The 22,931-nt window shown below is 34.9% G+C and carries 25 protein-coding genes; 18 read left to right on the plus strand and 7 right to left on the minus strand.

What is annotated here, in order from left to right; translation table 11 throughout:
* The first annotated feature begins 105 nt into the window (after positions 1-105).
* The 5 genes from BAE31_RS05205 (at position 106) to BAE31_RS05225 (ending at position 3,145) form a co-directional block, all read left to right on the plus strand.
* Positions 106-573, plus strand: coding sequence for a hypothetical protein (locus BAE31_RS05205; protein WP_076839639.1), 468 nt, complete (start codon positions 106-108; stop codon positions 571-573).
* On the plus strand, positions 570-1,283 hold the full coding sequence (locus BAE31_RS05210; protein ID WP_076839641.1) for a hypothetical protein: 714 nt from the start codon (positions 570-572) through the stop codon (positions 1,281-1,283). The genes BAE31_RS05205 and BAE31_RS05210 overlap by 4 nt, the downstream gene beginning before the upstream one ends.
* A 43-nt stretch (positions 1,284-1,326) precedes the next feature.
* The gene (locus tag BAE31_RS05215; protein ID WP_076839643.1) at positions 1,327-2,127 is read left to right on the plus strand and encodes a hypothetical protein; all 801 of its coding nucleotides are present in this window, start codon (positions 1,327-1,329) and stop codon (positions 2,125-2,127) included.
* A 67-nt stretch (positions 2,128-2,194) separates the two neighbouring features.
* The gene (locus tag BAE31_RS05220) at positions 2,195-2,659 is read left to right on the plus strand and encodes a hypothetical protein (protein ID WP_076839645.1); all 465 of its coding nucleotides are present in this window, start codon (positions 2,195-2,197) and stop codon (positions 2,657-2,659) included.
* Between the two features lie 39 nt (positions 2,660-2,698).
* Positions 2,699-3,145, plus strand: coding sequence for a hypothetical protein (locus BAE31_RS05225; protein ID WP_076839646.1), 447 nt, complete (start codon positions 2,699-2,701; stop codon positions 3,143-3,145).
* Between the two features lie 4 nt (positions 3,146-3,149).
* On the opposite strand, the gene BAE31_RS05230 is transcribed toward BAE31_RS05225, so the two are convergent.
* Positions 3,150-3,803, minus strand: coding sequence for a hypothetical protein (locus BAE31_RS05230; protein ID WP_076839648.1), 654 nt, complete (start codon positions 3,801-3,803; stop codon positions 3,150-3,152).
* 82 nt (positions 3,804-3,885) lie between these two features.
* Here BAE31_RS05230 and BAE31_RS05235 point away from each other — a divergent pair, with 82 nt between their 5' ends.
* The gene (locus BAE31_RS05235) at positions 3,886-4,293 is read left to right on the plus strand and encodes a phBC6A51 family helix-turn-helix protein (RefSeq protein ID WP_076839650.1); all 408 of its coding nucleotides are present in this window, start codon (positions 3,886-3,888) and stop codon (positions 4,291-4,293) included.
* A 15-nt stretch (positions 4,294-4,308) separates the two neighbouring features.
* Here BAE31_RS05235 and BAE31_RS05240 read toward each other — a convergent pair whose 3' ends face one another.
* Positions 4,309-4,959 (minus strand): recombinase family protein, encoded by a 651-nt coding sequence (locus BAE31_RS05240; RefSeq protein ID WP_076839652.1) that lies wholly within the window; start codon positions 4,957-4,959, stop codon positions 4,309-4,311.
* A 352-nt stretch (positions 4,960-5,311) separates the two neighbouring features.
* Here BAE31_RS05240 and BAE31_RS05245 point away from each other — a divergent pair, with 352 nt between their 5' ends.
* The 9 genes from BAE31_RS05245 (at position 5,312) to BAE31_RS05280 (ending at position 20,072) form a co-directional block, all read left to right on the plus strand.
* Complete coding sequence (locus BAE31_RS05245; protein ID WP_249895840.1) at positions 5,312-6,928, plus strand: hypothetical protein; 1,617 nt, start codon at positions 5,312-5,314, stop codon at positions 6,926-6,928.
* 8 nt (positions 6,929-6,936) lie between these two features.
* On the plus strand, positions 6,937-8,268 hold the full coding sequence (locus BAE31_RS05250; protein WP_076839653.1) for a phage portal protein: 1,332 nt from the start codon (positions 6,937-6,939) through the stop codon (positions 8,266-8,268).
* Positions 8,269-8,391: 123 nt separating this feature from the next.
* Positions 8,392-8,904, plus strand: a complete 513-nt coding sequence (locus BAE31_RS05255) for a DUF4355 domain-containing protein (RefSeq protein WP_083703971.1) — start codon at positions 8,392-8,394, stop codon at positions 8,902-8,904.
* A 27-nt stretch (positions 8,905-8,931) separates the two neighbouring features.
* Complete coding sequence (locus tag BAE31_RS05260; RefSeq protein ID WP_076839656.1) at positions 8,932-9,762, plus strand: phage major capsid protein; 831 nt, start codon at positions 8,932-8,934, stop codon at positions 9,760-9,762.
* Positions 9,763-9,812: 50 nt separating this feature from the next.
* Entirely contained in the window at positions 9,813-9,983 is a 171-nt protein-coding gene (locus BAE31_RS19580) for a hypothetical protein (protein WP_170871271.1), read from the plus strand.
* Positions 9,970-10,275 carry a head-tail connector protein gene (locus BAE31_RS05265; protein WP_076839658.1) on the plus strand — a complete coding sequence of 102 codons (306 nt, stop codon included), beginning with the start codon at positions 9,970-9,972 and terminating at the stop codon, positions 10,273-10,275. The genes BAE31_RS19580 and BAE31_RS05265 overlap by 14 nt, the downstream gene beginning before the upstream one ends.
* 11 nt (positions 10,276-10,286) lie before the next feature.
* A complete protein-coding gene (locus BAE31_RS05270; protein WP_008359184.1) occupies positions 10,287-10,607 on the plus strand; it encodes a phage head completion protein in 321 nt (106 codons plus the stop codon).
* A 78-nt stretch (positions 10,608-10,685) separates the two neighbouring features.
* On the plus strand, positions 10,686-17,396 hold the full coding sequence (locus BAE31_RS05275) for a phage tail tape measure protein (RefSeq protein WP_076839660.1): 6,711 nt from the start codon (positions 10,686-10,688) through the stop codon (positions 17,394-17,396).
* Positions 17,397-17,453: 57 nt separating this feature from the next.
* Positions 17,454-20,072 (plus strand): DUF7359 domain-containing protein, encoded by a 2,619-nt coding sequence (locus BAE31_RS05280; RefSeq protein ID WP_076839661.1) that lies wholly within the window; start codon positions 17,454-17,456, stop codon positions 20,070-20,072.
* Positions 20,073-20,252: 180 nt separating this feature from the next.
* Here the strand turns inward: BAE31_RS05280 and BAE31_RS05285 are convergent, their stop codons facing one another.
* Both BAE31_RS05285 and BAE31_RS05290 read right to left on the minus strand, forming a co-directional pair.
* The gene (locus BAE31_RS05285; RefSeq protein WP_076839663.1) at positions 20,253-20,534 is read right to left on the minus strand and encodes a hypothetical protein; all 282 of its coding nucleotides are present in this window, start codon (positions 20,532-20,534) and stop codon (positions 20,253-20,255) included.
* Positions 20,512-20,733 (minus strand): hypothetical protein, encoded by a 222-nt coding sequence (locus tag BAE31_RS05290; RefSeq protein WP_076839665.1) that lies wholly within the window; start codon positions 20,731-20,733, stop codon positions 20,512-20,514. The genes BAE31_RS05285 and BAE31_RS05290 overlap by 23 nt, the downstream gene beginning before the upstream one ends.
* 185 nt (positions 20,734-20,918) lie before the next feature.
* Here BAE31_RS05290 and BAE31_RS05295 point away from each other — a divergent pair, with 185 nt between their 5' ends.
* Positions 20,919-21,422, plus strand: coding sequence for a hypothetical protein (locus BAE31_RS05295; protein ID WP_076839666.1), 504 nt, complete (start codon positions 20,919-20,921; stop codon positions 21,420-21,422).
* A gap of 15 nt (positions 21,423-21,437) precedes the next feature.
* Positions 21,438-21,770: a hypothetical protein gene (locus tag BAE31_RS05300; protein ID WP_076839668.1), complete on the plus strand. Its 333-nt coding sequence runs from the start codon at positions 21,438-21,440 to the stop codon at positions 21,768-21,770.
* Positions 21,771-21,812: 42 nt separating this feature from the next.
* Here BAE31_RS05300 and BAE31_RS19585 read toward each other — a convergent pair whose 3' ends face one another.
* The 3 genes from BAE31_RS19585 to BAE31_RS05305 all read right to left on the minus strand — a co-directional run bounded on the left by BAE31_RS19585 (position 21,813) and on the right by BAE31_RS05305 (position 22,428).
* Complete coding sequence (locus BAE31_RS19585; protein ID WP_170871272.1) at positions 21,813-21,974, minus strand: hypothetical protein; 162 nt, start codon at positions 21,972-21,974, stop codon at positions 21,813-21,815.
* Entirely contained in the window at positions 21,967-22,116 is a 150-nt protein-coding gene (locus BAE31_RS19590; RefSeq protein WP_170871273.1) for a hypothetical protein, read from the minus strand. Before BAE31_RS19590 ends, BAE31_RS19585 begins: the two co-directional genes overlap by 8 nt.
* 84 nt (positions 22,117-22,200) lie before the next feature.
* Positions 22,201-22,428 (minus strand): helix-turn-helix domain-containing protein, encoded by a 228-nt coding sequence (locus BAE31_RS05305; RefSeq protein ID WP_083703972.1) that lies wholly within the window; start codon positions 22,426-22,428, stop codon positions 22,201-22,203.
* Between the two features lie 146 nt (positions 22,429-22,574).
* On the opposite strand from BAE31_RS05305, the gene BAE31_RS05310 reads away from it, so the two are divergent.
* Positions 22,575-22,931 carry a hypothetical protein gene (locus BAE31_RS05310; protein ID WP_076839670.1) on the plus strand — a complete coding sequence of 119 codons (357 nt, stop codon included), beginning with the start codon at positions 22,575-22,577 and terminating at the stop codon, positions 22,929-22,931.

Raw genomic sequence — 22,931 nt, forward strand, 5'->3', positions numbered from 1 at the left:
GCAAAATTGATCCAGCCTTACTGGAACGAGTTGAACAGAATATAAAGAAAGAGATTTCTATGACAAGTTTAGTCCCTCATTGGATAAAGGAGGTGACACGTTTAAATGAGTAACATTGAGAAAAACTTTTTGGATATTTACAGACTGATTTCATCTAATGAAAAGAATAATAGGTTCTTATTCTATAAAGAATCCCCATTATCTTCAGATCATCCAGATGTAACAAATGATGATCAAATCCCCTTGTTAATCTACAGATCACCCAAAATAGATGATCTGGAACATGAAAAACCGATTGCTAGAATGTGTATGTATTTAGCGAACGGTACTCCCACAAATAACTTACAAATTCAATCCCAAGATATCATGATTGACATCTATACCAGTATTGATGAAGTGGAACAAATTGAATTAAGAAACTTAAAGATTCAAGACAATCTTGCGCAGCTGCTTTTTGAAAGCAGGGTAACTGGCTTCGGAAAAATTGTGAATTATAAGCGAATGCTAATTCCTAATTCCCCAAATGGATATATCGGTTATAAGCTTATTTTCACTTTTGGTACAAGTAAATGAAATCAAATGATTTTATGCAGCTTTTCGGCACTGGGCAGCCTGTAAAAACACCTATAGGCGATTGTCACTTCATCAAGATTAAAGAGTATGTTGATTTCTCAAGTGATCTTCAATTGATGGCAGACAACAAAGATAAAATAGCTGAATCTATGCGACAGGTCTTGAAAGATAAACTTGATGCCCAGAACATTGAAGAGATGGTCAGTGGTCGTAATTTATTTCAACTAATTTTGATGCATCCACTGTATTTTGAAGCTTATCAATCTATATTTATCAAGATTTTCAATGATAAAGAGATTATGTCAAAGGTATCGGATGAAAACTTCTTAGAATTGAGAAGTCTTGTTTTAAAAATGCATTTAATCAATGAGGACAAGAAATCACCAAATTCAGAGATAGAAGAGCTTAATCAGATTTCAAAGGAATTAAAATCAAGTGATAGCGGTGCTGATTTATCAGACATGATTAGTGCGGTTGTAGCAACGACAGGTATAGACTATTCCGCTATTAATGAGTGGACACTTTACCAGCTTTACCTTACATATCACCGCATACAAAAAAAAGTAAATCATGATGCGTCTGTTATTTTTGCTACTGTCAGTTCAGAAGTGAAGATTGATAGATGGGACGATCATATTGATTTATACGCTGAGGAGAAACACCACTTGTCACACAAAGATTCAGAATCAATCAAAAATTTATTAGGCTGATAAAATCAGTCTTTTTATTATTTAAGGAGTTGTTTAATTAGAAATGGCAAAGCAGACAGTTATCCACGAGGTCGCTAAGGTGACAATGAAACAAATTAGTACAAGGAAAGTGATTGGTTCAGCAGTAACACAATTAACTTCCCTTGCTCAACAAGTCCAGCAGGATTTTTTAAAAGGTGGCTGGGGAAACAAAGATTTATATGTTATCAACTCAAGCAAAGAAGTCTCAGGTAACATTAGGAACGCTTTCTTCGACCTTGATTTCATGGCAATGCAGCAAGGAGTTTCCATTGAGAACGAATCTATTTCAGTTTACGAAGATGAAGTTCTAACAGTTGATGATTCAAACGGTGTTACTTTGACGAAAACACCTGTGGAAGATTCAGAAGTTACATTCACAAATAAAGCCAATGGGGAGGTTTATCAGACTGCTGTTTCTGGAATGAGTTACACACTTTCAAACACTTTTGCTAAAAAAGGTGAACAAATTACAGTTCATTACTTAATTGAAGTTGATGCTGAAACTGTTGAAATCAATGGTAATAAATTCTCGGAGAACTATTACCTAGAACTTCATACGCTTGAGTATGATCCAATCACTAACAAAACTTATAGTGATCTTTATATCCAGTTGCCTAAAGTTAACTTCTCAGGAGAGTTTGATATGTCTTTGGAAGCTGGACAACCATTTACTCCAGAATTGGGGTATAGAGCTCTTGCAGATGACAATGGAAAGATCGGACGTTTTGCAAGAGTTAAGCGTAATGAAGATGGCTCAAAAGGAGCAGCGCCTTCAACACCTGGCAATACAACGCCTGATGATAGTGGAGATTTAGGAGATTAATTTATTTGGGTGTGTGATAAATAATTGCACACCCCTTTATATATTCACACAAAAAGGAGAATGAAAAATGACAACAAAAGCAGTGAATTTAACGACATTGGGTGAACTCACCAAGAAATATGATGAGAAAAAGAAGGTTCAATTGAATGAAGAGTTCCATCTTTATATTTATCCAGAGTTTGCGCCCAGTAAAATTGCGGAAGTGTTAAAAGAGTTAAATACCGATTACTTCAATGGAGATAAAAAAGGTTTGAAGATTGATGAAATTGCTATGACAGATTGGTTGTATTTCTTAATCATCAAAAAATTTACAAACCTTAAAATCCCAAACAGCCTGAAATCTAAAATGAGTGCGTATATCAACTTAGTCGATAGTGGATTGATGGGACAGATTATGATGTCATTTCCTGAAGAAAGCATTCAGAAGGTGCTAGATCATATCAAGAGTGTCGAGGATGCTGTAGATCAGCTTGTTGACAGTGATTTGGCTAATAAGACGGAGCAAGTTATTAAAGCGTTAGATGAGCTGTAAGACGACAGTGGAATTAAAATTAGAGAGGATGATTTAATAATGTTTAAAAAGATCAAAAATAAAAAAACAATTCTTATGGATTGTGATAAATGTTTAGTAGAGCGATGTAGTACACCAGAAGGAATCTTGGAGACATTATCTCATCTATGTCGCATTTTAGGTGGAAAATATACGTTCCAACGGTGTGATTCCTGTAAAGAAAACAACGAGCAATTAGTTGATATCGATGGATTCAAAAGAGTTACCAAAGAAATGCTAGATCATATTGCCAAGCTAGAGTTTGAGAATGATCAATTGGCCAATCATAGATTAGACCCATTTTATGAACCAAGTGAAGAAGTAAAAGAAACAGTTGATCACATTGTTGAGGAATATAAAGATGAGATTGGAGAAATAATTTCGTTTAAAGTAAATAAAATGAACTCAAAAAATATAACATCTGTTACCGATTATTGTGGTAACAGATATTATAAAAGCACCTTATAATCCTCTAGGAGCGATCTTCTTTAAGTAATGTTACAAACTGAGTAATAGTTTCATAGAACTTTGGCACAAAACTTTCACTTAAAGTAAAGGAAAAAGTGTATTGATCAATTTTATGTTCCACTTCAAGTCCAGCGAGCTGTTTAACATTAGCATCTTCTTTACGAGTAATCAAAGATTGATTGTGTGCAAGAGAATTTCTAACCTTTCCATAGATCATAATTGTATTCCAAATCTCATTTTTAAAGGGTTCTTTAATAGAACACATTTTAGTTAAATAAATCTTTGTTCTTTCGAGACCATTGCCACTAATTAATTTATAACCAATGGGAAGTTTCATTTCTTCTTTTAATGCTTCACATTTAATATTCATATATCTTTCAAATAAAAAATAAATTTCAAGAAAAACAGTTCTTCTAATCATTTGAGGATGATTGTTTATGTAATGATGTAGCTGGTTATTGTACTTGTCAAAATTGTTTTCAGCTTCTTCATTAGTGTTTATGCTTAGAATTTTAATTACTTGTTTGAGTTTTTCTTCATAAGAGTTCTTTGATTGTTCTACATAGGATTCCATTTCATTATAATATTCTATTGCAGGTGCTAACTCAAAATTTATAAATACAAGGTCTTCTAAACTTTCTTTAAACTGAGTTGACAAAATAATCATCCTATACTAGTTAATAGGGGAATTATAATCAATAAACAAAAAAATGTAAATATAAAGGAGTGTAAAGTAAAATATGTTAGATGAAAGAAAGATTAAATCGATCTCATTATTAGCTGAAGGAAGGAAGACAATGCAAGCTATTGCTGATGAAATTGGAGTCAGTCGTAATGCATTATACTTGTGGAGAAAAGATAAAGAATACTCACTGGAGCTGGACAATGAGATACAAAACTTCAAACTTTTAGCACAGCAAGAAAGAAGCGCAAGAGCTAAAAATTGGTTTAAAAAATTGGAGAATATCGGCATGGATGATAGTCAAAAGACTAAGGATCAGCTAGACGCACTCAAAACGCTGCTGGCATATTCAGAAGGTACTCCAACATCTAAGGTTGAAATTACTGAAACAAAGTCTAATGAAGTAGATAAAGAAACAATCGAAGATGAGATTAAGAAGTGGAAGAAATCTAAGGAAGAACAATAAAAACCCTCATCTATATTATACCATAGAGAGGGTTTGTTGCTCCTGTTTGCTTTCATATTCTTTAATGATTTTATAAAAAGTATTCTTTTTAAGCTGCAGTAATTCAGCAAACTGAACGCCTGTAATCTCAGAGCTTTTCCATTTAGGATAGTTTGTTTCAAGTGTGTTCTTTTGTTCCTTAGTTAGAGTGCCATAGCTCATTTTAGGTCTGCCAAGATGCTTTCCAGCTTTCTTAGCAACTTTAATTCCCTCCGCTTGTCTCTCCCTTGTATCATCTCTTTCTTTCTCAGCGAAGGCTGTAAGAAGTGTTAATACTATCTTTTGAATGGCTTCTTTTAGAATGTCATCTTGATCCTCACTAGTGTTAATCATTGGCTCTTTAATAAATCGGAGCTTGATTCCATTTTCTACGAACCAATCATACTCCTTTAAAGTATCCTTCATGTTTCTACCCATCCGAGTAATTGAATCAAAGACAACTGTATCTCCTGGTCGAACCATTTGCTTAAGAGTTATATAAGAAGGTCTGTCAAAGTTCTTTCCACTTTGTTTATCTATGAATAAGTCACGTTCAGCAATGCCTTCTTTAGTCATATTGGCAATTTGTCTACTTTCGTTCTGATCCTTTGAGCTAACTCTTATGTAACCGAATGTTTTTTGTGTCATATGGATCACCTCTCTTTTATTGTATTTTGATTATAACATAAATGTTTATAAAGGTATATAGATATTTATAAACGTTTATTAAATAAAAAGATAACCTTTATAAATGCATAAAAAGATATAATTGGAGTGGTTGAAAAGGCATACCTATATAAACGCTTTATCTCTTAATGAATCAAAGAATGAAAAAGTGCGATCGTTTAGAAAGTGTTTAAAGCTCGTTATAGAAGCGATAGAACAGTTGATACAAAATATATCTTGAAGTAGATAACGTGGCTTAGGAAGAAGCAGATAGGCTTTAACCCCCACCTTTCTGTTTGAGAAAATGCCCTCTTAAACGATAGCAGGGTACAAAGTGAAACGTTCAGAAGATTTATTCACTTATCATGGATTGGCTTGGGAATTAGGTCAGAAAAATCTTGAATTCTTCTGTTTATTTTTCCTGCAAGATACATTTAGAGCACCTGATACGTCTGAAATAGCTCCTATTCATAGAGAGATATGGGAAGACATTGAAGGAATGCTTTTGCGTAATACACATGATAAGCAATCGTATATTCTTCCGAGGGGAACAGGTAAAAGCGCCTTCGCAAACTTGCCAGCTGTTTCTTTTTCTGTTGCAAATAAGCTTAGAATTTTCACATTAGTATGCTCATCGACTGGTGACCTTGCTGAAAAGTTTATTAAGCAAATCAAAGAAGTTTTTGTAGGCAACGTTTATATTGAGTCTTGCTATGGCAAGCTTTTAGATCCCACAAACAAAAAATATATCTGTAATTCATCTCAACTTGAGTTTACAAATGGAACGATGGTTGAAAGTATCAGTAGTAAAACAGATATGAGGGGTAGGAAGTATGGAAACACTCGAATTGAGTTAGCCATTTTAGATGATTACCAAAACAATGACGACTGTGCTACTGATGCAAACAGAGAGAAAAAATGGAGTCGTTTTTCTTCAGATGTTAACTTTGCGTTCCAAAAACCACAATTTGATGAAAATGGGGAAATGGTGAGACAAGGCGGCATTATGATTGGATGTGGAACAATTCAGCATCCAGAGTGTTTTTACAGTAGACTTCAAAAGTTACCTACCTGGAAGGTTCGTAAAGAAAAAGGGATTCTTGTAGATGATATTGATGAATTGTTTAATTCTGGTCTATGGGCTGAATTTAAAGACATTCTTTCAGATTCTAAAAACGAGAACAGGCTGCAACATGCAAAAGAGTTTTATTATCAAAATGAAAAGGAAATGAGATTTCCGATTCTGTGGGAAAGTTACTGGAACCCATTAGAAATGGCTCTTGCTTATTATGAAAACCCAGTTGCATATAACCAGGAAGTCCAAGGTGTTATCACCTCTACTGGACAAAAGAAATTCAAAACTATTATTACTGAATCTGCTGAGAAAATTGAAAGTCATGACTTTGTTAAAACCATGCTTTCTATTGATCCAGCAGGAACACGAAACAAACAAAAGAAGAAAAAAGACTATTACGCTTTTGTTGTAGGTAGTATATCAGATATGAATATCAAATACGTTCGTAAAGGTACTGTCTTTAAGGGTGAATATGAGGATTATATGGCTTGCACATTAAAGCTACTCAAACAATATCCTGACATTACTTTTGTCAACATTGAGAAAAACGTGTACAACGGAGCAGATGTAATTCAACTTCAAGAACTAGTTAAAAAAGATCCTGTATTATCTGGCAGAAATATTGAGTGGTTGAATAATGCTGTTACTAAAAACAAGGATGACAGAATCAACACTATTGTCGGTGATGTAAATATGGGAAGAATCATTTTTAATGAAGAGGATGAAGAGGCCATTCAACAACTCAAGGATTTCGCTGGAGTGGATTTCTCTGCTTATGACGACTTTCCTGATGCAGTCGCAGAATGGTCTAAAAGGATAAATGAAGTAGAAGACGTAGGGTATGTTAAATCAATACCTAAAAACTGGTTCTTCTAAAGAGGTGTATGAGTATTTTTGATAAAGAAGAAATTATAAAAAAGCTGCTAGATGAATTGAAATTGACTAAACCCAATTATGATAAAAAGTGGCGATACTATAGTGGGGATCATGACATTCTTCATAAACGTATTGCCAATGACCCGATGAAAAATGATATGAGGGTTTACTTTAACTATTGCAGGAAGATGGTTCAAAACAGTGTTGGATATTTGTTGGGTAAACCAGTAAGTTACAACTCTAAAACAGACAACAAAGAATTTTTAAGTTTAATTGATTATAACTTTAATACATGGGAACACAACCATAACATTAAATTAAAAATCATATCTTCAATCAATGGTCATGCATATGAGGTTAGCTTTATTAATAGCGAAGGGGATTTTCAGTGTGCTGTATATCATCCGTCTGAAATGATTGTGCTTCATGATAATTCTGTTGAAAATAGGATTACTTTAGCTGTTCGTAAATATAAAGTTAAATTTGATGATAGTGAGTACATTGATGTTTGGGATGATACCTATTTCCGAAATTATAAGATTAATGGTGGAACTTTTGAACTTTTACAAGAAAAGCCACATAGGTTTTCACGCTGTCCAGTAAGAGAACTAAAGAATAACGATTCTAAGAAATCTACATTTGAAGATATTATGAAGATTATCGACATTTACAATGCTATCCTATCGGTATCAGCACAAGAAATCATGGATCATCGAAACTCTTATCTCGTTTTTAAAAACTGTAACATTAAAATGGAAGACGCTAAAGAAATGCGAGAAAACGGTATTATTCAGTTACCTAATCCAAATTCTGAAGTGGAATGGCTTACAAAAGACATCAATGCCACTTTCTTAAAAGACGTACTTCAATTGCTTCAAGATGAAATCTATGCTCAAAGTCATCAGGTTAATTTAAATGAGAATTTCCAAAGCAACACTTCAGGAGTAACAATACGATTGAAACTCCAAGAGCTTGAAAATCAGTCAGCAATCAGTGAGTCAGATTTTGATCAGTTGTTAAAATCAAGGCTCAAACTTTTCTGTGAATATTTAGCGCTTAAAGACATCAATAATGAGAAGTTTGATTATAAAGATATTGCTATCTCCTTCACACGAAATGTTCCAGTTGATGATGTTGCCAATGCTCAAATGGTAGCTACATTGAATGGAATAGTTCCCCATGAAGACCTTCTAGCTCGATTATCTTTTATCTCAAATCCTTCTGCAGCGTTAGAAAAGCTCCAAAAACAACTAGAAAACAGCAAAGATACGACATCTGATAAAGCAGATGTTTTAGTAATCCCAGCATATGAAGACCCTGTTGAACCGACAGGGTTTTAATTATGCTTTAAATTTGGGAATCCTGTGAGCGGTTAGGGCAGGAATGTATGAATGTGGGTTAAACATACAACAAAACAGACTTTATGGCGAGTACATAAAGGCAAATTATATGGAGTGATATATATGAATTTAGAAGAAATTAAGCAATTTTTAGAGACTGACGATGGAAAGAAATTTCTTCAACCACGTTTAGATCAACATTTTACAAAAGGTTTAGAAACGTGGAAAGCTAATAATTTGGATAAGCTAGTTGATCAAAAGGTTAAAGAACTCAATCCAACTAAAAATCCACTTGAAATCAAAGTTGAAAAATTAGAAAAAACTCTCAAGATGAAGGAGATCAAAGAAAAAGCTTTAGAGAAGGCTCACCAAGATGGCCTACCGACTCAATTAATTGACTTTTTCCTATCTGATGATTCTGAGAAAACAGAAGCTAATCTCAACACTTTCAAAGATGTTTTCGATCAACATTTGCAAAATAAGACAAAAGAAAGACTTAAAGAAGATGGCATTGATCCAAAAGGCAGTCTACAACAACCAAAAACATTTACTATTGAGCAGTTAGAAAGCATGTCTGAAAAAGAATATTTAGAAAATGAAGAAGCTGTTCTTCAGCTTCTTACATCACAAAATTAATTATAAAAGGTTAAGGTGAATTAAATTATGGCATATGAAAAATTTTTCCCAGTTGTTTGGTCAACTAATTTAAACAGAATGTATAAAAAATCTTTAGTGTACGGGAATCTTGTTAATTCGGATTATCAAGGCGATGTGAAATACGGAAGCACTGTTAAGATGAACACGCTAGGTAAAGTAACAATTGGAAAGTACACAGAAAAGGATGGGGTAGGTGACCCAGAAGAACTTGATGCTGAACAAATGGAGCTTAAAATTGATCAGAGAGATTTCTTTAACTTTAAAGTTGAAGACATTGCTGCAGCTCAATCAAATATTAATATTCTAACGGAAGCTATGACAGAGGCTGCTTTCGGAATCGCTGAAAATGTAGATAAGTTTATCGCCAATTTGTACACTGGAGTAGATGAGAATAATATTATTGGTACTGATGCAGAACCGCAAGGAGTTCATTCAGGAAGCCTGTATAACCATTTGGTTGATTTAGACGTAAAGCTATCTGAAGCAAACGTTCCTAAAAAAGATAGATTCGTTGTTATTCCAGAAGCGGGTTATGGAATGCTACAAAAAGACGCACGTTTTACTAAATTTCCTGAAGTTCTATATGATGGATATATTGGGAATGTTAGTTCTTTAAAAGTTTACACTTCTAACAATTGTCCTGTAGTGGGTGGCAACTATAAGATTATGGCAGGTCATCGATCAGCAATTACCTTTGCTTCACAACTTAATAAGGTTGAATCATTCCGTCAAGAAAAACACTTTGCGGATGCAGTAAAAGGGTTGAATGTTTATGGAGCGAAATTGGCGAAACCGAAGGGGATCGCTGTATTAACTGCTAAATTTGATAACTATTGATAAGAGAGGGGATTCCCTCTCTTTTTTTAAAACAAAGGAGCATGATATATTTGTGGATCAAAAATAAAGTTACAGGTTTGGTATGGAATGTAACAGAGGATCATTATGAATACCTTATTGAGAATTCGGATTATGAAAAACACACAGAAAAAAAAACTAAGAAAGCCAAAACTAAAGTTGAAGAGAATGAAATGGTAGGTAAAGACAATGAATCAGCTTAAAGATTTTAAGACTTTAATTGATGAAGAAGTTGATGATGCCGTTTTGCAGCTTTATATTAATGATGCAGAAAACTTCATCCTAAATCATTGTAATTTAGATGAAATCCCTAATCGATTATATTCAGCCCTTCTAAATATCGCAGTTTTCAAATTTAGACTGAGAGGATACGAAGGAGTTAAAAAAGAGGCTATGGGAGCTGTCAACGAAACGTTTCATGAAACGATCCCTGCCTATATTATTAATGAGTTGGATGACTATAATAATAACAATCAAACAGTTAAGTTGCTGTAAAAGGCCATATCATGAATTTTAAAAAAATCTTCTACAAAATAGATATTGAAACTGTCCCAAGTGGAAAGATTAACGAGATTACTGGGAAACCAATCATGGAAAAGGTAGAGAAATATACTCCATACAAATGTGAATTCCAGCCTTTAGACGAAAAGATGTATCAGTCTGCTTTAGGTAGATTTCCAGATGTCACAGACTTACTAATTTGTCGGCCTTTGAAGTTTCTGCAAACAGGAGCAGAGATAGTGTACAAAGACATTAAATATGAAGTTCTTTACCGTCCCAGGGATTGGGGAAAGCATATTGAGGTATTTGTAAAACCGAAAAAATAATGAAAAGAAACGCTTCGACTACATTTTCGAGGTGTTTCTTTTTTTTATTTTTGTTTTATTACAAAAGGAGATGTAAAAGTGAGTGAGCAATTAAAAATTATTGTTACACCAATGGCTGACACCTCGAAAAAATCAGTCGATCAAATAAACAGTCAAATTAAACAGTTACAAGGCAAAGTAAATGGTCTTAAATTAGACATCAATCTTGGTAAAGATGTCTTGAAGAGTCTTGAAAATATTTCAAAGCGTTTTTCAGAGAATCAACGTAACTTAAGAGATTTCAATTCAACAATTAAAGAGTTCGAGACTGTTTTTAAAAATGCAGATGGATCAATTAAAACAGTCAATCAGAAAATAAAGCAAAATGGAGAAATCCACGAAAAAACCCGAAAAGTCATTGATAATACAACAAAGAGTTTAAGAGAAGAAGCTAAAGAAGTAGCGAAGCTTACTCAACTTACGGAGCGGCTTGGACAGAAGCAAAAAGAAGTAAATAAAACTGACGGCTCTGGCAGAAGAACAGGAAAAGTCGAAAAGTACAAAAATGGCTTTGATGATGTTACATACGCTTCTGATAAAAATGGCTTAAAATCTGTAAAAACAGTAACTAATTACGACCAGCAGCGAAAAGCTGTTGATACGTTACATGATTCTTTGGAGAAATTACGCCAAAAAGGAATAGTATCAGACGTTACTTTGACATCTTTAGGTAAGAAACTAAATCTTGCTCAAAGTGCAAATGAAATTGAAGCACTTCGAGGGAAGATAAAGCTTCTAGATGATAAGTCAGCAGCAGTAGCCAAGACTCAAGAAATACAGCGTCAAATTCAGTTATATCAACGACTTGCTGCAGTTAGAGCTAGTAAATTAACATCCCTATATAGCTCATCAATAAGTGATACAAACTCACAAGCAATTCAGCAATATCTCTCATCAGTTAATGCGTTAACCAGTCGAACACCAAAGCTTCAAAGTCAGATGCAGAGCTTAAATGTTCAGTTCAGAGAGCTTTCAGCAAATGTAACTAATTCGGCTCAGAACATTAATACATTTGGCGGCAGGTTAGGCGAAGCATTTGCAAGGATGCCAGCTTATTTAATTACTGGATCGATATTCTTTGGGGCAGTTAGTGGTCTAAAAGCTATGGTCGATAATGCTATCATGCTTGACTCGAAAATGACTGAAATCCGAAGAGTAATGGATGCTCCTGATTATAAGTTTAATGAGTTGTTGCAGCGTTCAATTGATTTAAGTAATGAACTGTCTAACAAAGTCGCTGATGTCCTTACTATGACATCTGAATTTGCCAGACAAGGTTATAAAGGTGACGAACTCCTCTACCTAACTAAAACCTCTCAAGTCCTTCAAAACATTTCACAACTTCAACCCGAAGATACCGTTAAGGCTCTTACATCAGCAATGGTCAACTTCGGGATAGCTTCAAAAGATTCCCTCAAAATTTCTGATGCTTTAAACGAAGTCGATAACAACTTCCAAACATCTTCATTGGATTTAGCTCAGTCAATGCGTAAATCTGCAGCGGCAGCAAAAGTTTATGGTGTAAGTATGGAACAGTTACTTGGCTATACAGCAAGTATTCAATCAAGTACAAAAGAGTCGGGTAACGTTACAGGTAACGCATTAAAAACCATTTTTGCTAGAATCCAAACGAACAAACAAGCAGTTTCGGCTTTAGAAGGAATAGGCATAGCTGTTAAAGATGCAGGTGGAGAAGCTATACCTGTTGCGGATATATTAGAGAAACTAGCTGGAAGATGGAAAACGCTGTCTCAAGCTCAGAAGCAACAATTAGGTATCACAATCGCTTCTCAATTCCAAAATACAAGATTCTTAGCATTAATGGAGAACTGGGAAACAGCTACTAAAGCAACTTCAATGGCCATAAATAGTCAAGGTAGCTCGATGAGAGAGCAAGAAAAATATTCTCAATCATTAGAAGCTAGATTAAACAATCTCTCCAATAAGTTTGTGGAGCTTTCTGAAGCTGCAAGTAGGGCTTTTATTAGCGATGGTCTAATTGCTGCTACAGATGTATTAGGTGACTTGTTAGCTGCGATTTCAGGGGTAGTTAATTCCATTGGTTTTCTCCCTACAGCTTTCCTAACAGCTAATGCAGCGGTATTTGCGTTTAGTAAGACAGCTAGAGCCATGCAGACGGCCTTAGTGTTTGGTGTAGGTGCTTTGAGTGCAAGTCAAAAAGCTTTATTAGGCGTTGAAGCAGGGATGTCTAGAGCGGCACTAGCTACAAAGGCTATGACTGTAGCTTGGAGAGGATTAATGTCTGCAACAGTTGTTGGAGCGGGTTTAATTTTGATTGGAGTAGCCCTAGAAAAGATTGTAGGGGCATACTCAGACGCTAAAAAAGCTAGAGAAGAATTTGAACAGAACCAAAATACAAATATTGAAGCTCTTACAGTTAATAAAGATCAAACAGAAGAACTAATCAAGAGATATAAGGAATTAGATAAATCTAGGCGTGATGGTGGCCTTACAACAACAAATGAACAAGAGTATCTAAAGATAACCCAAGAGTTAGCTGACATGTTTCCTGCTCTTGTGGCCGGTGTAGACTCAACAGGAAGAGCGCATCTTGTTTCTGCTGAACGAGTCGATAAAGAAACTGAAGCTGTTAGAAACTTAATCAAAGCAAAAAAAGAAGAGATTAAAGTTAAAGCTTCTGACACTGCTCAAGATTCAATCAACAAAATCAAAAATTTAAACAAAGAATTAGAGAAGAAACAAAAAGATTTAGACAATCCATTTGTATCTGATAATGCCTTCATTAATGCAAAAGCACCTATATCTAAGACAGATGTTGATAGAGCTAAAATCAAAACGGAAATGGAGTCCATTCGTCAGCAAGTAGTAAGCGCTTCTTATGAAATGAAAGATAAGATCATTGAAACTGCTGAAGCGTTTAGCAAATTAACAATTAGTACGAGTTTAAAAGACCAAATTAAGCAGGTTGTTGATGCGCTTAATCTTGATGAATTGACTGATCCTAAAGATGTTGAGGAATTTGAAAAGAATTTAGGTAGAATCCAAGATGCATTACAAAGAGCATTAGATGATAATGATTCAGATGGGTTTGAAAAAGCCAAAGAAGATTTAGAGGCATACCTGTCTAAATACCAGGTATCAGGTTCAAGCATTGATATCATGAGTATCAGTATGGACAAATTAAAGGGTGTAGTTAATGACACCTCTGTTACCTATGATGAATTTGGCGATGCGGTGGACGAAACAGGCAGTAAAGTTGCTGATTTAAGTAGTCGCCTTAAAGAAGCAGCAGGGGATACCAATGCTATTAAAGATGCACTTAAAGACGTTATATCTTCTGGTCAGTTTGATTTATTACCTGAAGCCTTTGGAGATATCTATGATCAACTTGCTGATCAAGTTTCCCCTCTAAATGGTTTGTTAGAAAAGATGGCCGAAGGTAAAAACATTTCTGCTACTGAAGCCACAAAACTGATGCAAAAAGAAAAAGATTTGATTGGCGCAATTAAAATTGAAAATGGCGTTGTAAGCATAAATAGAAATGCAGTTGTTAAACTTCGTGACGCTAAGATTAAAGCGTATAGAGATATGGTTGAGTTTAGTAACCAACAAACAAAGAACGAAGTAAACAACTCTATTAAGAAGATCAATGGCTATGGTTTTGAAGTGAGATCTCTTAAGACTCTCCAGGATGCTAAAGCAAGTTTAGCTGACATTGACAAAGAACTTGGTAAAACTTCTGGAATGGGTGAATTATCAGAAGAAAAAGCTGAAATGCACGCAACTAGAGAAAGGCTACAAGGCCTTGTTGATCTCACAAAAGAGATGGACGATTTCAGTAAATTGGCATCAGCAAGTCTTGGAGAAGTTGGCACATCAAACGAAAATCTATCTGACTCAACTGACAAAGCTTCAAAATCAACAAAAGATTCAATCTATGTTGCAGACAAATATAAAGAAGCATTAGAGCGAGTTAATAAACAAATTGAAGAGCAAAATAGAAAGACAAACGATTACCCTAAATGGTCACAGAAATATCGTGATTCGATTAAGAAAGAAATCAAGGCGTTAGAACGAAAAGAAAAACTTCTCAAGAGTCAGATTAAGCTCCTTAAAGAGCAAATTAAATCTGGCTACATTGCTCAAACGGGTATTGTTGATTCTTCTTCATCCTACTCTCCTTCTAGCTCTTCATATTCTGCTTCAGGTGGTTCTTACTCAGGGAAATACTCAAACATTATTAATCAAGCTGCATCGAAATACAATGTTCCAGCTGCGTTAATTGCTGCGGTTATTAAACAAGAATCCAACTTTAACCCTAATGCTCGTTCACATGCAGGCGCAACAGGATTAATGCAACTTATGCCTGCAACAGCTAGAGGTCTAGGAGTTAAGAATTCTAGGGATCCTTATCAAAACATTATGGGTGGTACTAAGTACCTTAAACAAATGCTTGATAAATTCGGGTCAATTGAAAAGGCATTAGCGGCATACAATGCGGGGCCTGGTAATGTAACGAAGTATGGCGGCGTACCACCTATTAAAGAAACGCAAAATTACGTTAAGAAAGTAAACAACTACTTTAAGCAAATGGGTGGATCGCTATCTTCCTCCAGGGGCGGTTCTGCTGCTAGTTACTATGACTCAATGAGAAGAACATCTCACTTTGGTCAACAAGAAAAAGGTTTACGCTCTGCTCCACATAAAGGTTTAGATTTAGCAGCTAAATCTGGTACTCCTATCAAGTCTCTAAAATCAGGTAAAGTCCTTACTGCAGCATACTCTAAATCTGCTGGTTATTGGGTAGTTGTTCAACAAGATGATGGTACCGTAGCGAAGTATATGCACATGCAAAAAGGACTCAAAGTTAAAGCTGGCCAGAAAGTCCAGGCTGGTCAAACTCTTGGTAAGATGGGAAGTACTGGTCATTCTACGGGTACTCACCTTCATATGCAAATTGAGAAAAACGGTAAACCAATTGATCCGGAAGCATATATGCAACAAATCGGCTCAGATTTGTCTAGCTCTGAAGCTGAACGTCAACAAGCTATTTCACAAGCTAAATCAGATTTATTGGGACTTGAAGGTGACCTATCTTCTGTCAAAGACCAAATTCAAGACCTACAATATGAAATCGTTCAGTCAAAACTTGATGAATTTGAAAAACGTAAGTCTGATTTAGAGTTGAAAGTTGCTCAAAACCAATCTAAAGCCAGTCGTTATCTCAATGATAGTGCCCAGTTTAGAAAATATACAAATGAGCAACGTAAAGCAGTGTCAGCACAACAGAAGATACAAACTCAAAAGGTTAATTGGATTAACAAAGAGCTAAAGCAAAATAAGCAATTAAACGCTGCTCAACGTGATCAATTACGTGAAGAATTAAAGCAAGCTAAACTTGACCTCATCAGCATCAAAGATCAGGTTTATGAGTTGCAGGCTACTATTGTTCAATCTAAAACCGATCAAATTCTTAATAACATTGATAAGTCAGTCAAAAAGACTGAATCAAAGCTTAAGAACGTCGATATCAAGATCCAGACAACCGAAGAAGACAAAGATAAAGTTAAGTACTATAGTCAGCAAATCAAGCTGATTCAGCAACAACAAAAAGAAGCTGCAAAGTACATAAAAGATTTAGAGAAACAAAAGAAAGAAGCTAAGGGTTTCCCTGAAATCCAAAAGCAAATATCGGATGAAATCTCATCTTGGAAAGATAAGCAAAAAGATTTCAATCTTGAGCTTTATCAGACCAAGAAAAGTATTAAGGATATTTATAAGTCGCTTGCTGATGAAGTTGTCTCCATTTATAAAGAGATGTACGAAAAGATGCGCGATATTGAGCTTGAAGCTCATCGTAAAGCTACTCAAGATATCATTGATGGCATTGACAAGGAAGACGATGAAGCTAAGTTCCAAAAAGATTTAAAAGATCGCCAGGAAAGCATTCAAAAGCTTCTAGATCAGATAAATCAATACGCATTAGATGATTCAGAGTTTGGTAAGTCAAAGGTTAAAGAGCTTACCGAACAGATGCAAAAAGAACAGCTTGATTTAGATCAATTCCTCAAAGATCGGGAAAACTCAAAGCGTAAAGAAGCGCTACAAGATCAACTTGAAAAAGATGAGAAATCAATCAACACAAAATATGATGATCTTGTAAACGATGAGCGTGGGTTCAAGGATTTAGAAGGAAAATTGATGAATGGTAAGATCAGTGACATCAATAAACAGCTTTCTGAGTTCACTAAATTCATCAATTCAAATATGGAGTCAATTGGCAAGTCTATCTCTAACAATTTGATTGATAAGCTTAAAGAGGCTTCAAATGCTCTCGGTGTTGTCGTTAAGGGTAATACAACTGGACAAAAGATCGCTCGTTTTAAGACAGGTGGATCAGTTGGTAAAGTCCCAGCTCAAGGAGCATTAGCTGTAGTAGATGATGGAGAAATTGTACTTAATAAACAAGACTCAGTTAACATGCTTAAAGCTGTCGAGTTGCTTAGAGAAACAAAGATAGAAGATCGAAGTATGGGAGCAATAGCAAAGAGCTACGAGTCAATACGAAGTATGTTTAACAACGTTGCTTCTTCAGTAGCTATCCCTAAACTTTCAGTTCCAGGATTTGAAGTGTTAGAGTCCAAAAATGTTACGAACAATTATTCAGTGAATATGCACATTGATAAAATGGTCGGTGATGAAAAAGGGGCTAATAATGCACTGCAAACAATTCGCAAAGGGTTAAAGCAAATGAAAGGTAAAGTATAAGAGTCTGTTAATCAGGCTCTTTTTTTTACAATCTAAAGGAGTTGTAATAGATAAAAGATGAATCTAGGAGAATTCACTTTCAAGCCAGGTACGCTTAAATTAGAGCTATGTAGAACAAATAAAAAGAAGATCGCAAATATTGTTGATTTCTCGAATGCTTCAGCCAACCTAAATCATGCGACCATTAATGATCTAACATTTAATATCCCTCTAAAAGCTAGATATGGTGATGAAATTAAACCAAACCATGTTGCTCAACTTATCAGGGAATGGTACTTGATTAAGGCCACTTTCTTAAATCGAACTGAATATTATGTAATAGATGGTATTACTGATTCGACAACTCAAGAAAAATCTGAGATCCAGGTTAATTGCCAGCTCACTCCTTACATGTTAAACAAACCTAAAATTAGACAATATGAAGGTATATCTAAGAACCTCCAGGAAATCGGTGAGGTTTGTCTTAAGGGAACTGGTTGGACAGTTGGAGAAATTGAAAGCACTCTTAATGAAAAAAGAAGGTCTTTCTCCATTGGATCAATTACATCAAGATTCGATTTTCTAAGGAATATATGCGAAACATTTGACGCTGTACCTGTATATGACACTATTAATGATAGAGTATCCTTCTTTGAAAAAAACAACATATCTAAATTCAAAGGTGTTAAGATTTCATCTCATAACTTTATGATTGATATGTCGGACACACGAAGCATGGATGAAGTCGTGACAAGGCTTCATGTAACTGGGAAAGACGGCATTGTTATCAATTCTATAAATCCAACAGGGCAAGGGTATCTTGATGATTTCAGTTTCTTTTTATCTCCTTTTCAACGTGACGATAATAGAAATGTTTTGAAGAGAAGTGCATACATGAGAAATGAGCTTTGTCATGCTTTGTTAGACTACAATGAACTTGTCGACAAAGAATCAAAAAAGTTTAAAACAATGTTGGATGACAAAAAGAAAATCGAAGCCAAAAAGACTGCTCAAGAGAATGAGTTATTCGTTCTTAAAAACCTTGAGTTGCAACAAATTTTGGATCGGATTGAAGTGGTTAAAGAGACTGACGGAGACACTAAAGATTTAATAAAGCAAAGAGATGCGAAGCAAAAAGAAGTTGATACAAAAAAGAAAGAAATCGATAAAACTATTTCTGAGATTTCCGCATTAAATAGTCAAATTGAGCAGCTTAGAAAACGACTAGATATGAGCAACTTTCTTGGCGAAGATAAGTCCAATGAGTTGTCCAAATTTATACTTGAAGATGAGTGGGCTAACGACAACATTTTTGATGAAACTGAGCTATACGAAAAAAGCTTAGAAGAGTTAGAGAAACGAAAATCTCCTCCTATCGACATTAAGACAAATATAGTCAATCTCTATAATGCAGTGAGTGAAAAAGATTATTGGGATAGGATTTCATTAGGTGACATAGTAAGAATTCAAAACAAAGAGTTCGGAACTGAATATAGAGCAACTTTGGCAGGTATGAGCTTAAATTTTGATGATTCATCTATATCAATTACTATCACAAATGGAAAAAAGGCTAAAGAAGAGGATGACTTCATTCAATTGTTTTATAAGGCTGATAAAGCATCTACAGAATTCAACACTCGTAAGATTGATTATGATAAATTGGCCACGAATTACAACGCACGTAATGACCGCATTTCAATTCCTCCTTCTCCTCCAACCATAGGAGTGAAATCCATATCGCACAAAGTAAATGAAAATGGTTCTGTCGATATCTCTGTATCGTGGGATTACCCAACGTCTGATGAAGATAAATACAATATAGACGGTTTCATTGTACATTGTTATCCTGATACATCTTCAGACACCTACTTGTTTGGTGCTTCGTTAGCCAAGGAGCAACGAATTTCTGTTAGATATGATAAGCGAATTGCTACATTTACTTCACAAGTTCCCACAAAATATTTCACCTTTGGGGTACAAGCATACAGAAATGTTGAAACCTCAATTAGTTCCAATGGTGTTTTGTTATCCGATATTGTTCAACCTCAAACGCCAAGTGAGAATCCGTATAGGCCATCTACTACCGTTGAGGTTAAAGGAAAAGTTAATGGATTGTATCAGATTTCTACAAGTGAAAAGCCCACAAATCCAGATGTAGGTACTATTTGGATTGATCCTGCGAACAATAAGTCTGAACTATATGACGGAGAACAATGGATTGTACAATCTGCAGGAAGTGCAGACTCATTGAATGGAGTAATCACTGCTGCACATGAAGCACCTAATACCATCCCTGTTAGAGATGACAACGGTGTGATTTCGGCATCTATTTCAGGTAATGCAATGAAGCTCGGCGGCTTAGAAGCTACTGAGTATGTGTTAAAAACCGATGTCCTAAACAAAGTTAATTACATGAGTGGAGAATACATAGGAGATGGAACAATAGCGAGACAGATTAATTTAAGTTTTACTCCTAAAACGGTTAAAATCTATTCGACTTCTTTTGAGGATAGCAGCTTACATGTAATCTTGAATTCTTTCGGGTATATAAATCAATTAACAAATGGAAACTTGATTCTGGTGGGCGGTACAGATGCATATGGAAGCATAGGTATAAACTTGTTTAAAACGGGAGCTGATAATCTTTTACGAGGCAATAAACCAAATGTGAAGTATTTATGGGAAGCCTGGGGATAAAACAAAAGAGTAAATAAATAGTCCTCTTGAAAAATCGAGAGGACTGATTTGTTTATTTAGACTAAATTATATTTAAACATAATGCTTTCGAATACTTTATAGAATTCTTCTGACTTCATTATTTCATCTACGTGTTCTTCAATTTCTTCTTCAGTTAAATCTATAACAATCTTATAGTTTTCAATCGATTCTTTTTTCTTCTTTGGTTTGTTTTCGTGTTGTTCGTTCATATTCATCACCCTCTTTAAACTCATATTCTATACGTGCTTCTTCAATTATTATGCCTGCAATTTCTTTATAGAATTCTTCTTTTGAAACAGCATTTCCGTATACTTGAGGAAATATTGCTATAGAATATGGTTTGTCAGGGGGCGAAATTATTCTGCTGATATTTTGTTGAGAATGTTCAAACACTTCTCTCCAATTTTCTTTGGTCAATTCAAGCATTTTGATCACTTTCATTTGCAGGACATTTCATACGTGCTTCTTTTATGATTATATTTGCTAATTCTTGATAGAATTGCTCTTCTGTCAGTGTTCCATATACTTGAGGAAAGACTGCTATTGAGTAGGGTTTTCCAGGGAAAGTTAATATCTCTGTCGTATTCTTCTTGGTATGTTCAAAGATTTCCTTCCAATTTTCTCTATTAGTTTTGACCACAATAAAACTCCTCTAATTGAATTTCTAAAATTAATAATAAGAAGAATAGAGGAGGAGGTCTATATGTAAATGATGGGAATTCACTACTTAATACCCCTGAATAAAACAATGACTTTTCCCTATTTACTGTGTAAAAAATAACCAGATATACTTTACAGTGAAGTGTTTACATAGGAGGATGAGTGATGAAATTTGGTACAAGGTGGTTAATTAGATTATTAGTTTTAGCTTTATTAGTTAGTGTATTCCCAGCTAACGCTTTTGCAGAAGAATCGTCTAGCAATGAATATCCAGGGCAAACAAAACAAGATATTAAGGATCTTGAATTGACGCTTCTAGTTGCAATGCCTGAATTTCAAGGAATAAATAAGAAGCTCGATGGCGATATTCAAACAAAGGCTGGTCAAACTAAGGCAATAAAAGAAGCAATTAAATTAGCCCTAAACAATAAGCACAAGTTATTTAAAGGCATTGAGTTCTTCAGCAATAAGAAAACAGCTCGATCCGTAGAAATCAGATGGAATAAATATGTTGAACCAGGATTAAAGGAGCTTTTAAAATGGGATAAACTCGTTTGGAAATCTGTTAAAGATGCTGTTTACAGAGCGTTAAGGGCTGGAAAACTGTCTGAGACAACATCTGAGAGTATTTCTTTTTGGGTAGTTCAAGCACTAAAATGGATAGCATAAAAGGAGAGATAAATAATGGCTGGAAATGATATTCATGACATTATTACACAACAAGCTTTATTGACGAGTGCAGTCGTTAAACTATACGATAAACTTGCACCAGAAGAGATTAATACTGATATTGTCTATCTTAGACAAGGCTGGAGAAATGATGAGATAGATGAATTCAGTGACTATATTGCTAGACTGAAGATGGAAAAAGCATCACCTACACTTAAAGAAGCTAAAGAAAAAATTAAAGAAATTAGAACGATAGAGCCGACTAATGATGAAATTAAAGCATTGTTCCAAGCGTATAAAAATATTAGGATTGTTGGTGCATCAGAAACAAAAAACATATTGAAATAAATTGAGCTGCTTATGTGGCTCTTTTTTTGTGCAAAAAACCACCTACACATTAATGTAAGTGGCTATTTGTCTATCTAATTTTTTATTTATTTGATTGAATTCACTCTTTACTTCATCACTGAATTCAACAATATTGCATTCAATTTCTTTTAATTGTGTTGAAAGTCCTTGAATAGTTTTTAGAATTTGTTCGGCTTCAGCCATATAGCTTCACCTCTGACCAATTATAATACTGCTCATTTTCTTCCAGCTTGGTGATTCTGGATTTAATTTCTTTCACATCTTGTTTAATGGTTGATACGTCCGCAGCCAATTGTTCAATCAACTTGAATAATTTTTCGTCCATTTTGCTTACCTCTAATTTATTTGTATCACCAATTGCAATTGTTTTGTTTAACAAATTTCAAAAAATAAAAAGCAAAACTTTTGCTTAAGAGTCATCAGAATCATCTTCTGCAATGTAAAGTAAATCCTCAATTTTTATATCCAAGGCTTCGCAAATGTTGCCCAGTGTTTCACGTTGGTATTGTTTAGCAGTGTTATTGTAAAGCCTTCTGACAGTTTCGAAGCTAAGGTCATTTCCGAAGGCGAAACCTCTAATTGATAAGCCACGTTCATCTAATATTTCTTTCAATCTTGTTTTAACAATTTTAGTCAACAGTTTCACCTCCTCTTTGATTATAACAAAAAATAAAATCAAAAACTGGCTTTTTCTTAAAAATGACTTCAAAATAAAGTTGACTTCTATTTGAAGTGGGTTTATGATTAAGTCAACATCAAAACGAAGTCGGAGGAGATGATTAAATGAACCATATCACAATCGTTCAAACCGAATTCAACACACAAGAAATCAACAATCTTTACTCAGCGATCATCGTTAAAGACGGCTATGCAGTAGGGGAGTGTGATGACCAGATTGTTTTAGCTGAAATCACTCAACGAACTGACGGTTACTACGATGAGAGAACTATCTGGTATATAGGAAGAAACGTTCCATACGCAGACTTAGAAACGCTTGCTGAGGTCGTTACGCATCTATTGAAGCAAATCACGCTTTGGGAAGTCTTAACCGATTTGAGGATATTAGAACCGAAGAATCAAGAAACGGAATTTGATTGCATCATACTTGATCCAACTAAACCAATTACAAAGGGGAAATGA

The sequence above is a fragment of the Bacillus sp. I-2 genome (genome assembly GCF_001974945.1).
GTDB lineage: Bacteria > Bacillota > Bacilli > Bacillales > Bacillaceae > Bacillus > Bacillus safensis.